The sequence below is a fragment of the Streptomyces sp. NPDC041135 genome, from assembly GCF_055592085.1.
Map to the genome: position 1 here is coordinate 617647 of NZ_JBVIYZ010000002.1, position 14005 is coordinate 631651.

The window sequence follows — 14005 nt, forward strand, 5'->3', positions numbered from 1 at the left end:
TTTTTTTTTTTTTTTTTTTCCTTTTCCTCTTTCTTTTCTTTTTTCTTTTTCTCTTCCTTTTCTCCTCCAGTTCCCTTCTTGCTTCCCCCCTATGGCTGGGGCGGCCCCCCGGCCCAGGGCCGGCTCAGGCCGGGAGGCGCTCCGCGAGCTGCTTCGCCTTCGCGGCCGCCTCCGCGAGGGCACGGTCGCGGGAGGCCTCGAACAGCGGGACCAGCTCGGCCATCGCGGGTACGTGCGGGGCCATGGTCAGCTCCGGGACGATGAAGTCCACCGACAGGCCCATGGCGTCGCCGAGGACGGCCTTGAGGTAGTTCTGCACGTACTCGTACGGCTCGCGCGGGGTGCCCGGCGCGTAGGAGCCGCCCCGGCTGGCGACGACGGTCACCGGAGTGCCCTTGGCGGACGGGGACTCGCCCGCGGTGCGGCCCATGAGGATCACGTTGTCCAGCCAGGCCTTGAGGGTCGAGGGGATCGAGTAGTTGTACATCGGGGCGCCGATCAGCACCGCGTCGGCCTGCTCCAGCTCCTCGATGAGCCGTATGCGCTCGGCGAAGGCGGCGGCCTGCTCGGGCGTGTGCGCGGCCGGGTCGGCGAAGCCGGCGGTGTGTCCCGCGGCGGTGATGTGCGGGACGGGGTGCACCGCCAGGTCGTGGTGGACGACCGTGCCCTGCGGGTGCTGCTCCTCCCAGTGCGTGCGGAACGCCGCCGTCACGGCGCGCGAGGCGGAGGCCTCGCCCGGGAACACGGAGGAGTCGATGTGCAGCAGGGTAGCCATGTGGATCTCCAGGGGGAGGGACGGGCGGCCGACACCGGCGGGGGAGCGGCCGCTGTTTCGTACTCGACTATGTCTAACACAGGAGCTTACTTTTTTTCAGCCACCTACGGCGAAGGAGTATCCTGATCACATGGCGGCGGAGCGGAATCACGACAGCGCGGCGTGCAAGAGGGTGGACGACGGCATCACCCGTGTCTTCCAGCTGCTCGGAAAGCGCTGGAGCGGCCCGATCGTGGCCGTCCTGGTGGAGCAGCCCGTGCACTTCGCCGACCTGCGCCGGGCGATCCCCGGCATCAGTGAGCGCATGCTGTCCGACCGGCTGGCAGAGCTGGGCGCCGCCGGGCTCGTCCTGCGCGAGGTCGACGAGGGCCCGCCGCTGCGCGTCGCCTACCGGCTGACCGAGGCCGGGGCCGCCCTGGAGCCCGCGCTCAGCGAGCTGGCGGCATGGGCGAAGACCCACCTGCCGGACACCGGGCCGTGCCCCGGCACGCTTCCGCAGCGCCCGGCCGACGCGCAGGTGTGACCGGCGCTCCGGCACTCCCGCCGTACCGGAACCGGAACCGGAACCGGAAAGCCGCGGGGCCGGACGCCCGCACACCGCCCGCCGGGCGAGGTGGCCGGAAGTCGATGCCACTCCGGAGTGAAGCGACGCCGAAAGCCCGCCGACGCTCCCGCTCCGGAGCCAGACTGTGCCGCAGTCGCCCGACATTCCGGAACCAAAGGCGGTTTCATGGTGCAAGGTACTGTGCTGCTGGCATTACGGGAGAATCCGCTGGCTGGGGGTGTCAGTACCGAGCAACTGCGCCGTATCGGCAAGGAGCTGGAGAACAAGGGGCTGGAGCCGCGCTGGGCCGGCAGCGGCGCCGAAGCCCGCGCCGTCCTGCACACGGAGGCCGGACTGGCCGCCGCCGTGGTCGCCTGGGACCTGCCGAGCGGTACCGGCACCGACGCTGAGAGCCCGGGCGGGGCCGAGGTCCTGCGCCGGCTCCAGCGGCGCTTCGAACGGCTCCCCGTCTTCCTGCTCATGAACGACGAGTCCGATCACGACCTCGAACGGCTCCCGCTGTGGGTCTCGGAAGCCGTGGTCGGCTACATCTGGCCGCTGGAGGACACCGCCTCCTTCATCGCCGGACGGGTCGTCGCGGCCGCCCGTGCCTACAACGACAGCGTCCTGCCGCCCTTCTTCAAGGCGCTGCGCCGCTTCGACGACGCACACGAGTACTCCTGGCACACCCCGGCCCACTCCGGCGGCGTGGCCTTCCTCAAGTCCGCCACCGGCCGGGCCTTCTTCGACTACTTCGGCGAGCGCCTCTTCCGCAGCGACCTGTCCATCTCGGTCGGGGACCTCGGCTCCCTCTTCGAGCACAACGGGCCCATCGGAGCCGCCGAGCGCAACGCCGCGCGGGTGTTCGGCGCCGACCGGACGTACTTCGTGCTGCACGGCAACTCGACCGCCGACCGCATGGTGGGCCACTACTGCGTCACCGGCGACGAGATCGCGCTCGTCGACCGCAACTGCCACAAGTCCGTGCTGCACGGACTGGTCATCTCCGGTGCCCGCCCCGTGTACCTGGTGCCGACCCGAAACGGCTACGGCCTCGCCGGCCCCCTTCCGCCCGAGACGATCGGCGCGCGGGCGGTGGCCGACCGCATCGCCGCGAACCCGCTGACCACCGGTGCCGTCTCCCCCCGCGCCGAGTACGCCGTCGTCACCAACTCGACGTACGACGGCCTGTGTTACGACACCGTCGCGGCCGCCCACGCCCTCGCGCCCAGCACGCCGCGACTGCACTTCGACGAGGCCTGGTTCGCCTACGCCCGCTTCCACCCGCTCTACCGTGGCCGGTTCGGGATGGCCGTCGGACCGGACACCTTCGCCGGGCCCGACCGCCCCACCGTGTTCTCCACCCAGTCCACCCACAAGCTGCTGGCCGCGCTGTCGCAGACCGCGATGGTCCACGTCAAGGCCTCGCCGCGGGCGCCCGTCGAACACGAGCGGTTCAACGAGGCGTTCATGATGCACGGCACCACCTCGCCGCTCTACCCCGCCATCGCCTCCCTCGACGTGGCCGCCGCCATGATGGACGGCCCGCAGGGGCAGTGGCTGATCGACGAGGCGGTGACCGAGGCGATCCGCTTCCGCCAGGCCGTCGCGCGGACCGCCCGCCGCGTCGCCCAGGCCGGCGACCGCCCCGGCTGGTTCTTCGGCGTCTGGCAGCCGGACGCCGTCACCGACCCCCGCACCGGCGAGCGCGTCCCCTTCGCCGACGCCCCCGCCGACCTGCTGCGTGAGGACCCGTCCTGCTGGCAGCTCGAGCCCGGCGCCGACTGGCACGGATTCCCGGGACTGACCGAGGGCTACTGCATGCTGGACCCGGTGAAGGTCACACTGACCTGCCCGGGCGTGGACGCGACCGGGCGGACGGCGCCCTGGGGGATTCCGGCGCGGGTCCTGACCGCGTACCTGGCCGACCGCGGCATCGTCGTCGAGAAGGTCGACAGCTACACGACGCTCATCCTGTTCTCCATGGGCATCACCAAGGGCAAGTGGGGGACGCTCCTGGACGCCCTGATGGACTTCAAGTCCCTGTACGACGCGGACGCACCGCTGGAACGCGTGCTGCCCCGCCTCGTCGAGCAGCACCCCCGCCGGTACGGCGACGGCGGCCTGCGCGGCCTGTGCCAGGAGATGCACGAGCACCTCACCCGCAGCGAGCTGGTGGAGGCGCTCGACGCCGCCTTCCAGCAGCTGCCCGAACCGGTCGAGCCGCCCCAGCGCTGCTACCGGCAGCTGGTGCGCGGCAACACCGAGAGGCTGCCCCTCACCGAGGCCGCCGGCCGGGTCGCCGCCGCGATGGTCACCGTGACCCCGCCCGGCATTCCGGTACTGATGCCCGGCGAATGCGTCGGCACCCCGGACGGCCCACTGCTGCGCTACCTCAGGGCACTGGAGGCCTTCGACAGGCGGTTCCCGGGCTTCCACAGCGAAGCCCACGGCGTGACCGTGGACGCCGAGACGGGGGACTACCGGATCGAGTGCCTCCGCGGGCCCGGCTCCTGAGCGGCGTGCACCGCGCGGCTGAGCAGGCGCTGCCCGGACACCCGTACCGTCTGCTCAGCCGTCCGCTCAGCCGCTGATGGAGCCGGGCCCCGCGTAACCTCTTCCCGTGTCAGCCTCTCGTCAGCATCGTGTCGCCGTCCTCGTCCTGGAGGGTGCGAAGCCGCTCGACGTCGGGATTCCCGCACAGGTCTTCACGACGCGCGCCAGCATGCCGTACGAGGTGCGGGTGTGCGGGGCGACGCCCGGGCTCGTGGCCGGCGGCGACGGCCTCGCGTACTACGTCGAGCACGGCCTCGACGCCCTCGCGTGGGCCGACATCGTGTTCGTCCCCGGCTACCGGCACCCGGACCGCGACGATCCGCCGAGGGCCGTCGTCGACGCGCTGATCGCCGCCCACGCCCGGGGCGCACGGCTCGCCGCGATCTCCACGGGAGCCTTCGCGCTCGCCGCCACGGGCCTGCTCGACGGCAGGCGCGCCACGACGCACTGGCACTACACACGCGCCCTCGCGGCCAGGCATCCCCTCGTCCGGGTCGACGAGAACGTGCTCTTCGTCGACGAGGGCAGCGTGCTCACCTCCGCCGGCGCCGCCTCCGGCATCGACCTGTGCCTGCACATCCTGCGCGGCGACCTCGGAGTGGCCGCGTCCAACCACGCGGCGCGGCGCCTGGTCGCGGCCCCCTACCGCAGCGGCGGCCAGGCCCAGTACGTGCCGCGCAGCGTCCCCGAGCCGCTCGGCGAGCGCTTCGGCACCACCCGGGAGTGGGCGCTGCACCGGCTCGGCGAGCCGCTCACCCTGGACGTACTGGCGCGGCAGGCCGGCGTCTCGCCGCGCACCTTCTCCCGGCGCTTCGTCGAGGAGACCGGCTACACCCCGATGCAGTGGGTGATGCGCGCCCGCATCGACCTGGCCCGCGAACTGCTCGAACGCTCGGAGCGCGGCGTCGAGCAGATCGCCGCCGACGTCGGGCTCGGCACGGGCGCGAACCTGCGCCTGCACTTCCAGCGCATCCTCGGCACCACACCCAGCGAGTACCGGCGCACCTTCACCCGGGGCGAATGACCGCCCGCAACCGCGTGGCGAGATACTTTCGAACCATGGCGATCGCGCCACTGTCAGCGGCGTGAGCCGCGAGCGAGCCTGGTGGGGAACGGAAGGGACACCATTCATGACTCGCATCGCCATCAACGGATTCGGCCGCATCGGACGCAACGTGCTGCGCGCACTGCTCGAGCGCGACAGCGCCCTCGAGATCGTCGCCGTGAACGACCTGACGGAGCCCGCCACGCTCGCCCGGCTGCTCGCCTACGACAGCACGGCCGGCCGGCTCGGGCGCCCGGTGACCGTCGACGGGGACGTCCTCGTCGTCGACGGCCGCCGGATCACCGTGCTGGCCGAGCGCGAACCGGCGCAGCTGCCGTGGGCCGACCTCGGCGTCGACATCGTCCTGGAGGCCACCGGCCGCTTCACCTCGGCCAAGGCCGCCCGCGCCCACCTCGACGCCGGCGCGCGCAAGGTACTGGTCAGCGCCCCGTCGGACGGCGCCGACGTCACGCTCGCCTACGGCGTCAACACCGACGCCTACGACGCCGAGCTGCACACCATCGTCTCGAACGCCTCCTGCACCACCAACGCGCTCGCTCCGCTGGCCGCGGTCCTCGACGAACTCGCCGGTATCGAGCACGGGTTCATGACGACGGTGCACGCCTACACGCAGGAGCAGAACCTCCAGGACGGTCCGCACCGCGACGCCCGTCGCGCCCGGGCCGCCGGCGTCAACATCGTGCCGACCACGACCGGCGCCGCCAAGGCGATCGGCGTGGTGCTGCCCAACCTCGACGGCAAGCTGTCGGGCGACTCGATCCGCGTGCCGGTGCCGGTGGGCTCGATCGTCGAACTCAACACGACCGTCGCGCGCGACGTGACGCGCGAGGACGTGCTGGCGGCGTACCGCACCGCCGCGGAGGGACCGCTCGCCGGCATCCTGGAGTATTCGGAGGACCCGCTCGTGTCGTCCGACATCACCGGCAATCCCGCGTCGTCCATCTTCGACTCGGCCCTCACCCGCGTCGACGGCCGCCACATCAAGGTGGTCGCGTGGTACGACAACGAATGGGGCTTCTCCAACCGTGTGATCGACACGCTGGAACTCCTCGCCACCGGCTGACCGGCAGCCGAGGCGGCACCCCGCCGCCGGCGACCGCGCCGCGCGTCGCTACGGCCTGCGGCCGTGGAAGGTGCGGCGCAGGTCGCTCACCCAGGCGTCGGGGTTCTCCCAGGGGATGAAGTGGCCGCCGCGGTCGTGGGCGTTGACGTTGACGTGGTGGAACCAGGCGGCCTGCGGCCCGGCCACGAACGCCCGGACGCGCTCCTCGGCGGTGTGGATGCCGGGCGGGTTCTCGTACGTGACGAAGGTGAGGCCGACCGGGGCCTGCACGACCGGGGTGCGGTCATGGGCGGGGACCCAGGGATAGCGGTTGGCGTTGGCGTAGTAACGCATCGACGTGGCGATGGAGTTGTTCACCCAGTAGATCGTGGCGTGGGTGAGCAGGTCGTTCTTGGTGAAGACGGACTCTACGTCGCCGCCGTTGTCGCTCCAGGCGTGCCAGCGCTCCAGCAGCCAGGCGAGCAGTCCGGCGGGGGAGTCGCTCAGCCCGTGGGCCAGGGTGGCGCCGTCGAGCATGTGCACGGCGAGGTGGGACGCCGAGCGGTGGTCCAGTTCGACGATCCGGTCGCGGACGTCGGCGGGCTGGTCGTCGGTGAGGGGCCGGTTGCGGGCGAGGTCCCAGGCGCGGGGGCCGGTGAAGAAGTCCAGCGGCACCCCCGAGCCGATGTGGATGCCGTACAGCGCGTCAGCGTACTTGTGGCCGAGCTGGCTGGAGACGATCCCGCCGATGTCACAGCCCCCGGCCGCGTACTTCTCGTGGCCCAGGGTCTCGGTCATCAGGGTGTGCCAGAGGTCGGCGACCTTCCAGAAGTTGACGTCCGGGAAGCCGGTGAGCGGGCCGGGGAAGCCGAAGCCGGGCAGGGACGGCACGATGACGTCGAACGCGTCGGCGGGGTCACCGCCGAACGCGGCCGGGTCGGCGAGCGGGTCGATCACCTTCGACCAGTGCCAGAAGGTCCACGGCCAGCCGTGGGTGAGGATCAACGGGATCGGTCGGGGACCGCGGCCGGGCTTGTGCAGGAAGTGCACCGGGACTCCGGAGACGCTCACCCGGTAGTGCTCGTAGGCGTTCATGGCGGCCTCGGCCTCACGCCAGTCGTAGCCGTCCCGCCAGTAGGCGATCAGCTCACGGAGGTAGCTGTCCGGCACCCCGTAGGACCAGTCCTCGTTCCCCTCGTCCAGTGGCGGCCGGGTCGACGCGAGACGGGCCCGCAGGTCGTGGAGGACCTCGTCCGGCACATGGATCGGGGTGGGCTCCAGGGGGAAGGCGTGCGGGGCGGTCATGTCCTGCTTCCTCACCGGGTAGGGGCGGCGTCGTCGGCCTGCCGGGTGGTGCGGCGCCACCCGGGTTCCGACGGCCACTGCTCGCGATCACCTGACACCCCGCCACCCTACGCAGCGCCCTGCCTGCGACGACAGCCTCGGTCCGGCCGCCCGGGACACCACGGCCGGGTCAGGCGAGTGCCGGGGCGGGGGCCGTCAGGTAGGGGCTGATGTTGCGCCAGGCGCGCTCGACGTACTCCTCCTTCTCGCCGACCGGGGCGACATAGTGCAGCGCGTTCTCGGCGGCCTCGGCGCCCTGGAGGCGGGCGATGATCCAGGCGGCCAGGTAGTGCGAGGCCAGGCAGCCGCCGGCGGTGGCGATGCTGCCCCGGGCGTAGAAGGGCTGGTCGAGCACCTCCACGCCCGCGGCGACGACCCATGGCCTGGTGATCAGGTCGGTGCAGGCGGGGATGCCGCCGAGCAGGCCGAGCCTGGCCAGCACGAGCGCGCCGGAGCACTGCGCCGCGATGAGCTGACGCGAGGGGTCCAGGCCCCGCAGGACCTTCATGATCGCCCGGTCCTCGACGACCTCGCGGGTGGCGATGCCGCTGCCGACGATGACGGCGTCGGCGGCGCACGCCTCCTCGAGCGTGGACATCTGCTCGATGACCACCCCGTTCATCGACGTCACCGTGCGGCCGGGGGTGGCGATGGTGACGCGCCAGCCGTCGGTCCTGACGCGGTTGAGCACACCGAGGGCGATCAGGGAGTCGAGTTCGTTGTAGCCCTCGAAGGTGAGGATGGCGATGTGCACGGCGGCTGTCCTTCCGACTGGCTGGTGGGTCCTGACGGTAAGGAGCCGTGAACAGGACAGTCAAAGAATTGTCATGGATACAATTCCGCGCATGGCAGCCTCGCGGTACAAGACGCTGGTCGACGCGCTCGCGTCCGACATCAGGAGCGGGCGGCTCGCCGCGGGCACGCGGCTGCCGACACACCGGAGTCTCGCCGCCCGCGCGGGCATGGCCGTGGTGACCGCGACCCGGGTCTACGCCGAGTTGGCGGCGATGGGGCTGGTGAGCCGGGAGCAGGGCCGCGGCACGTTCGTGCGCGACATCGCCGTGCCCGCCGGTCACGGCGTCGACCAGCAGGTCGTCGCCACCGACGCGGTCGACCTCAACTTCAACTACCCCTCGCTGCCCGGACAGGCCGATCTCCTGCGGCAGGCCCTGCGCGAGGTCGCCACCTCGGGCGACCTCGACTCGCTGCTGTGCTACCAGCCACACCGCGGACGCCCACAGGACAGGGCGTCGATCGCCCGGCACCTGAGGCGTCGCGGACTCACCCCGGACGCGGACCAGGTCCTCATCGTCAACGGCGCGCAGCACGGCCTGACCATCACCCTGATGGCCGCGCTCGACGCCGGCGACGTCGTAGCGGTCGACGCACTCACCTACCCGGGATTCAAGGTCCTCGCGCAAGCCTTCCACCTGGACCTGGAGCCCATACCGACGACCGCCGACGGGCCGGATCTCGACGCCCTCGACACGCTGTGCGCGACCCGCCCGGTGCGCGCCGTCTACACCATGCCGACGCTGCACAACCCGCTCGGCTGGGTCATGCCCGCGACCGACCGTGCCCGCCTGACCGGGATCGCGCGCAAGCACGGCTGCCTCATCGTCGAAGACGCCTCCTACGCCTACCTGGTGGAGAACCCGCCACCACCGCTGGCCGCGACCGCACCGGACATCACCGTCTACGTGTCAGGCCTGTCCAAGAGCGTCGCCACCGGCCTCAGGGTCGGCTTCGTCGTCGCCCCGCCGCCTCTGGTGCCGGCCCTCGAACGCGCCATCCGGGCAACGACCTGGAACACCCCGGCCCTCACCACCGCGATCGTCTGCCGCTGGCTCGAGGACGGCACCGTGGACCACCTGGAAGCACGGAAACGGGACGACGCCCGGGCCCGCCAGGACATCGCCAGGCAGGAGCTCGCCGGCCTGCCCCTCGTCAGCCACCCCTCGTCCTATTTCACCTGGCTCCCGCTGCCCGACGACGCACGCGCCGATCGCCTCACCGCCGCCCTCGCCCGCCGGCACATCTCGGTCAGCACGGCGGAACCCTTCACCACCTCGACGCACCCACCACAGGCCCTCCGCCTCGCCCTCGGCTCGACCGACCTCCACCGCCTCCGCTCGACACTGCGCACAGTGCGACACGTCGCGCTCGAGGACGCGTACACGTGAACTCCCCTGGACCCGCCACACGGAGGCGGGTGACGGCCATGGCGGCGGCGCTCCGGCGGGCGGCGGCTCGTGTGGGATCGTTTGGTTCATGAACAACGACTACGACCGTCTCCGTACCGGCATCGAGTTCATGACGGCCTACGTGTCCGGGGACGAGTTGCTGACGGCGTACGTGAGCGAGCGGCGGCGTGAGGACCTCGCGGCGAACGAGGCCCTCATGGACGGTGCGGCCGCCCTCTGTGCGCTGCTGCTGCGCAAGATGGCCCGGGACACCGGGAAGACCGAGCACGAGCTGCTGCAGGAGCTGGCCCGCGGCACGCACCGGCACGAGCAGCAGTCCGAGGACTGACGGAGCGCTGCGAGCCCGGCTCGAGAGGAGAAGCCCATGGCGACGTTCGTCCTCGTGCCCGGCGGCTGGCACGGCTCGTGGTCGTTCGACCCGGTGGTTCCGCTGCTGGAGCGCGCCGGTCACACCGTGCACGCCCTGACGCTGACCGGTCTGCGGCCCGGCGACGACGCCGCGACGGTGGCGGCGGCCAACCTGGACACCCACGCCGACGACGTACTGCGCCTTCTCGATCGCACTCACCTGACCGGTGTGACGCTGGTCGGGCACAGCTACGCCGGGATAGTGATCTCCGCGGCCGCCGACCGTGCCGGCGGCCGGGTCTCACGACTCGTGCACCTCGACGCCTACGTGCCGCGGAACGGCGAGTCGTGCTGGTCGTCGACCACCGAGCGCTACCGGCAGGCGTTCCTCGCCGGGGCCGCGAGCACCGGCTACGCCGTGCTTCCGCCCGCCGGCGGTGATCCCCGGCTGCGTCCCCATCCGCTCGCCTCGTTCCTGCAGACGGTCCGGCTCACCGGTGCCGTCGACCGGGTGCCGCGCCGGGAGTTCGTCCACTGCTCGGGATGGCCGGACCGTACCCCCTTCACCGCGCTCCGCGCCCGGCTCCAGGCCGATCCGGACTGGCAGGTGCACGACCTCCCGACCGGCCACGACGCCATGCGTGAGGCCCCGGAAGCCGTCGCCGGAATTCTGACGCGAGCAGCCTGAAGCAGGCGGCCCAGAACCCTTCGACCCCGCACCCGATCGTTACCCGGCCCGACCAATCCGCCGACGGCGCAGCACCGGATTCCCTGAGCGACGTGCCGGGCGTCGACCTGGCGCCGTCCTCACGGGTAAGCCGCTGTCGACGTCCCGCGCTCGCGGAGAGTGACGGTCACAACCTCGTGGACAGGGACGGACTCAGTAGTGGAAGAGCCTGTATTCATCGGCCGCAATCCAGTGCGGCAACCGGATCCGCAAGCGCTGCTGCAATCCGTGGCCTGCGGCGACACCGATGCCTTCGCGCTGCTCTACGACGCCGTGGCCGCCCCTGTGCTCGGTGTGGTGCGAGCGGTGCTGCGTGACGTGGCGCAGTCCGAGGAGGTCGCCCAGGAGGTGCTGGTGGAGGTCTGGCGCACCGCACCGCGCTACCGGCCCGAACGCGGCACCGCCATGAACTGGGTCCTCACCCTCGCCCACCGCCGGGCCATCGACCGGGTGCGCTCGTCGGAAGCGGCCGCGGCGAGGGACCACAAGGCGGCGCTGCTGGAGCGGCTGCCGGAGTACGACGAGGTGAGCGAGCAGGTCGAGCACCGCCTGGAGCGGGAGCAGGTACGCCGCTGTCTGCGTACGCTCACCGAACTCCAGCGCCAGTCCGTCACCCTCGCCTACTACCGGGGGCTCACCTACCGCGAGGTGGCCGCCCAGCTGTCCGTTCCGCTGGGGACGGTCAAGACCCGCCTGCGCGACGGACTGATCCGGCTGCGCGACTGCCTGGGAGTGAGCGCATGACCGTCCGCACCGATCCGCACACCCTCACCGGCGCGTACACCCTGGACGCCCTGCCCGACGAGGAGCGCACGGCGTTCGAACAGCACCTGACCGGATGCCCGTCCTGCACCGAGGAGACGGCCGGCTTCGCGGGCGTGGTCGCCAAGCTGGCGGCGGCGGCCGCGATCGAGCCGAGCGCGGAGATGCGGCGGCAGGTCCTGCGGCGGGTCACGACGGTCCGCCAGGCGCCGCCGCTCGCCGGGCTGCCCGCACCGGCCGCCAGGCTGCTGCGACGGCTTCCGCGCCTGGCACTGGCCGCCTGCCTCGCGGCGGCGGTCGCTCTCTGCGGCGGCGCCGTCCTGGAGCACCGGCGAGCCGAGGACGCCGCCGCCCGGGCGGAGCACGCCCGGCAGGAGACCGACGCACTGGCCGCCGTGGCGGGCGCCCCCGACGCCGTCGCACGTCGCCTGCGTCTCGAGGGCGGAGGCAGTGCCACGGTCGTCGTCTCGCACGTGCGTGACAAGGCGGTCCTGCTGGCCGCCGGCATGGACGCCCCGCCTCCGGGCAAGGTCTACCAGCTGTGGTACGACCAAGGCGGCACCATGCGGCCCGCGGGCCTGATGGACGCCCACCGCGCCACTCAGGCGGTCGTACTGGCCGGCTCGGCGAACACGGCCTCAGCCGTAGGGATCACCGTGGAACCCACCGGCGGCTCCCCCCGGCCCACGTCGGCGCCGCTGGCTCTGGTGCCCCTCCAGACGTGACCGACGTGGCGGCCGTTCGGCGGACACGCGCGCCGCTGACCGGCGTGCCCAGTGATCCGTGGCCGACTCAGTGATCCGTAGCCGATGAAGGTGCGGATTGGTCCGGAGAAATGCTCCACTCGATCGGGTTCCCGGCCAATCCGCGCCCCCCTCAGGCACCGGATCACCGGTGTGAGCAAGGGAATCGAGAAACCGCGACGGTCCGGGCGAGCACTACGGCTCGGGCTCGGCGGGCTGAGCGGTCTGCTGGCCGGTTTCGCCGCGCTCGGCGTCGCCGAGCTGGTGACGGCGGCGGTACGGCCGCAGGCCAGTCCGGTCGTCGGGGTCGGCGGCGCCGCGATCGACCACACGCCGGCCGCCGTGAAGGACTGGGCGATCCGCCACTTCGGCACCCACGACAAGGCGCTGCTCCAGCTCGGCATCCTCGCCGTACTGGCCCTGTTCGCGGTGGCCCTGGGCGTACTGGCCCTCCGCCACCGCAGGACCGGCGCCGCGGGGGTGCTGCTCTTCGGCGCGATCGGCGCGGCGGCGGCCACCGGCCGCCCGGACTCCACGAGCCTCGCCGACGCCCTGCCCTCCGTCGTAGGGGCGGTCGCGGGAGCCGGGCTCCTCCACCTCCTCGCCGGACGGCTCACACCGCGGCGCGACGGGGAAGGCACGGGGCAGCCGGCCGGCGAGGACTGGGACCGGCGCGGTTTCGTCATCGCGGCGGCCACCGCTGCCGCCGCATCGGCCGGCGTGGGCGCCGTGGGCCGCGTGCTCACCAGCTCCACCAGCCGGGACGCGGTCGCCTCCCGGGCCCGCCTCACTCTCCCGCTGCCAGGCTCACCGGCCGCCCCGGTACCGCGGGGAGCGCGGCTGCGGGTGGACGGCGTCAGCTCCTTCATCACGCCGGCCGGGAACTTCTACCGGGTCGACACCGCCCTGGTGGTACCGAAGGTGGACGCCACCACCTGGCGGCTGCGCATCCACGGCGAGGGCGTACGCCGTCCGCTGACCCTCTCCTTCGACGCGCTGCTGCGGCGCGAACTGATCGAGCGGGACATCACCCTCACCTGCGTCTCCAACGAGGTGGGCGGCCCCTACGTGGGCAACGCCCGCTGGACCGGCGTCCGGCTGGCGGATCTGCTCGCCGACTGCGGCGTCACACCACCCTCCAGGGGCGGCCGCGCCGACCAGCTCGTCGCCCGCTCCGTCGACGGCATGACCATCGGCAGCCCGGTCGAGGACGTCATGGACGGCCGTGACGCGCTGCTCGCCGTAGGGATGAACGGCGAACCGCTGCCCTTCGCCCACGGCTTCCCCGTCCGCATGATCGTCCCCGGCCTGTACGGCTACGTGTCCGCCTGCAAGTGGATCAAGGATCTTGAACTCACCACCTTCGACACCTACGACCCCTACTGGGTCAAGCGCGGCTGGGCACGCACGGCCCCCGTCAAGACGCAGTCGCGGATCGACACCCCCAAGCCGTTCGCCCGGCCCAGGGCGGGAACGCTCATGGTCGCCGGAGTGGCCTGGGCCCAGCACCGGGGCATCGACACGGTCGAGATCCGCATCGACGACGGCCCCTGGCAGGAGGCACGCCTGGCCGCGGAGGACACCCGCGACACCTGGCGGCAGTGGTCGTTCCCGTGGCAGGCCTCCCCCGGCACCCACACCCTCACCGTGCGGGCCACCGACCGCACCGGCACCGTGCAACCGGACGGGCGCACCCGCACCATCCCCGACGGCGCGGACGGCCGGCACTCGGTCGTCGTCACCGTCGAGTGAAGCCCGCCGCCCCGCTGACCACTGACCGCCGGCGCTCCGCCGAAGCCCGTCGCCCCGTGGCGCACGGGAACCACCTGACCTTTTTTCCCTCATCACGCAGCGATCGCTGCACCCGCGCAGCCAGTGCTGCACCTCATCAACA

At 72.1% G+C, this 14005-nt stretch carries 13 protein-coding genes; 10 read left to right on the plus strand and 3 right to left on the minus strand.

Features of this window, described 5'->3' with window-relative positions; genetic code table 11:
• Positions 1-124: 124 nt before the first annotated feature.
• The gene (locus ACZ6CZ_RS06990) at positions 125-775 is read right to left on the minus strand and encodes an FMN-dependent NADH-azoreductase (protein ID WP_469015858.1); all 651 of its coding nucleotides are present in this window, start codon (positions 773-775) and stop codon (positions 125-127) included.
• A 130-nt stretch (positions 776-905) separates the two neighbouring features.
• Here ACZ6CZ_RS06990 and ACZ6CZ_RS06995 point away from each other — a divergent pair, with 130 nt between their 5' ends.
• From ACZ6CZ_RS06995 to gap, 4 genes are all read left to right on the plus strand, one after another.
• Complete coding sequence (locus tag ACZ6CZ_RS06995) at positions 906-1298, plus strand: winged helix-turn-helix transcriptional regulator (RefSeq protein ID WP_469015861.1); 393 nt, start codon at positions 906-908, stop codon at positions 1296-1298.
• A 207-nt stretch (positions 1299-1505) separates the two neighbouring features.
• A complete protein-coding gene (locus tag ACZ6CZ_RS07000; protein WP_469015863.1) occupies positions 1506-3836 on the plus strand; it encodes an Orn/Lys/Arg family decarboxylase in 2331 nt (776 codons plus the stop codon).
• A gap of 106 nt (positions 3837-3942) precedes the next feature.
• Positions 3943-4899: a GlxA family transcriptional regulator gene (locus ACZ6CZ_RS07005; protein WP_469015866.1), complete on the plus strand. Its 957-nt coding sequence runs from the start codon at positions 3943-3945 to the stop codon at positions 4897-4899.
• Between the two features lie 106 nt (positions 4900-5005).
• Positions 5006-6004, plus strand: a complete 999-nt coding sequence (gap, locus tag ACZ6CZ_RS07010) for a type I glyceraldehyde-3-phosphate dehydrogenase (RefSeq protein ID WP_469015868.1) — start codon at positions 5006-5008, stop codon at positions 6002-6004.
• 48 nt (positions 6005-6052) lie between these two features.
• Here gap and ACZ6CZ_RS07015 read toward each other — a convergent pair whose 3' ends face one another.
• Both ACZ6CZ_RS07015 and ACZ6CZ_RS07020 read right to left on the minus strand, forming a co-directional pair.
• On the minus strand, positions 6053-7288 hold the full coding sequence (locus ACZ6CZ_RS07015; RefSeq protein WP_469015871.1) for an epoxide hydrolase family protein: 1236 nt from the start codon (positions 7286-7288) through the stop codon (positions 6053-6055).
• A gap of 169 nt (positions 7289-7457) precedes the next feature.
• On the minus strand, positions 7458-8081 hold the full coding sequence (locus ACZ6CZ_RS07020; RefSeq protein WP_469015873.1) for a DJ-1/PfpI family protein: 624 nt from the start codon (positions 8079-8081) through the stop codon (positions 7458-7460).
• Positions 8082-8172: 91 nt separating this feature from the next.
• Here ACZ6CZ_RS07020 and ACZ6CZ_RS07025 point away from each other — a divergent pair, with 91 nt between their 5' ends.
• The 6 genes from ACZ6CZ_RS07025 to ACZ6CZ_RS07050 all read left to right on the plus strand — a co-directional run bounded on the left by ACZ6CZ_RS07025 (position 8173) and on the right by ACZ6CZ_RS07050 (position 13863).
• Positions 8173-9510, plus strand: coding sequence for an aminotransferase-like domain-containing protein (locus ACZ6CZ_RS07025; RefSeq protein WP_469015875.1), 1338 nt, complete (start codon positions 8173-8175; stop codon positions 9508-9510).
• 88 nt (positions 9511-9598) lie between these two features.
• Positions 9599-9859 (plus strand): hypothetical protein, encoded by a 261-nt coding sequence (locus ACZ6CZ_RS07030; protein WP_469015878.1) that lies wholly within the window; start codon positions 9599-9601, stop codon positions 9857-9859.
• A 36-nt stretch (positions 9860-9895) separates the two neighbouring features.
• Entirely contained in the window at positions 9896-10567 is a 672-nt protein-coding gene (locus tag ACZ6CZ_RS07035; RefSeq protein WP_469015880.1) for an alpha/beta fold hydrolase, read from the plus strand.
• A 198-nt stretch (positions 10568-10765) separates the two neighbouring features.
• Positions 10766-11350, plus strand: coding sequence for an ECF RNA polymerase sigma factor SigK (sigK, locus tag ACZ6CZ_RS07040; RefSeq protein ID WP_469015882.1), 585 nt, complete (start codon positions 10766-10768; stop codon positions 11348-11350).
• Positions 11347-12093, plus strand: a complete 747-nt coding sequence (locus tag ACZ6CZ_RS07045; RefSeq protein WP_469015885.1) for an anti-sigma factor — start codon at positions 11347-11349, stop codon at positions 12091-12093. The genes sigK and ACZ6CZ_RS07045 overlap by 4 nt, the downstream gene beginning before the upstream one ends.
• Before the next feature lie 84 nt (positions 12094-12177).
• Entirely contained in the window at positions 12178-13863 is a 1686-nt protein-coding gene (locus ACZ6CZ_RS07050) for a molybdopterin-dependent oxidoreductase (RefSeq protein ID WP_469015888.1), read from the plus strand.
• Positions 13864-14005 lie beyond the last annotated feature (142 nt).

Excerpts from the sequence above, each read along its gene's own strand:
- ACZ6CZ_RS06990 (WP_469015858.1), bottom strand. The coding sequence starts at position 775 with ATGGCTACCCTGCTGCACATCGACTCCTCCGTGTTCCCGGGCGAGGCC.
- ACZ6CZ_RS06995 (WP_469015861.1), top strand. The coding sequence starts at position 906 with ATGGCGGCGGAGCGGAATCACGACAGCGCGGCGTGCAAGAGGGTGGAC.
- ACZ6CZ_RS07000 (WP_469015863.1), top strand. The coding sequence starts at position 1,506 with ATGGTGCAAGGTACTGTGCTGCTGGCATTACGGGAGAATCCGCTGGCT.
- gap (WP_469015868.1), top strand. The coding sequence starts at position 5,006 with ATGACTCGCATCGCCATCAACGGATTCGGCCGCATCGGACGCAACGTG.
- ACZ6CZ_RS07015 (WP_469015871.1), bottom strand. The coding sequence starts at position 7,288 with ATGACCGCCCCGCACGCCTTCCCCCTGGAGCCCACCCCGATCCATGTG.
- ACZ6CZ_RS07025 (WP_469015875.1), top strand. The coding sequence starts at position 8,173 with ATGGCAGCCTCGCGGTACAAGACGCTGGTCGACGCGCTCGCGTCCGAC.
- ACZ6CZ_RS07030 (WP_469015878.1), top strand. The coding sequence starts at position 9,599 with ATGAACAACGACTACGACCGTCTCCGTACCGGCATCGAGTTCATGACG.
- ACZ6CZ_RS07035 (WP_469015880.1), top strand. The coding sequence starts at position 9,896 with ATGGCGACGTTCGTCCTCGTGCCCGGCGGCTGGCACGGCTCGTGGTCG.
- ACZ6CZ_RS07045 (WP_469015885.1), top strand. The coding sequence starts at position 11,347 with ATGACCGTCCGCACCGATCCGCACACCCTCACCGGCGCGTACACCCTG.
- ACZ6CZ_RS07050 (WP_469015888.1), top strand. The coding sequence starts at position 12,178 with ATGAAGGTGCGGATTGGTCCGGAGAAATGCTCCACTCGATCGGGTTCC.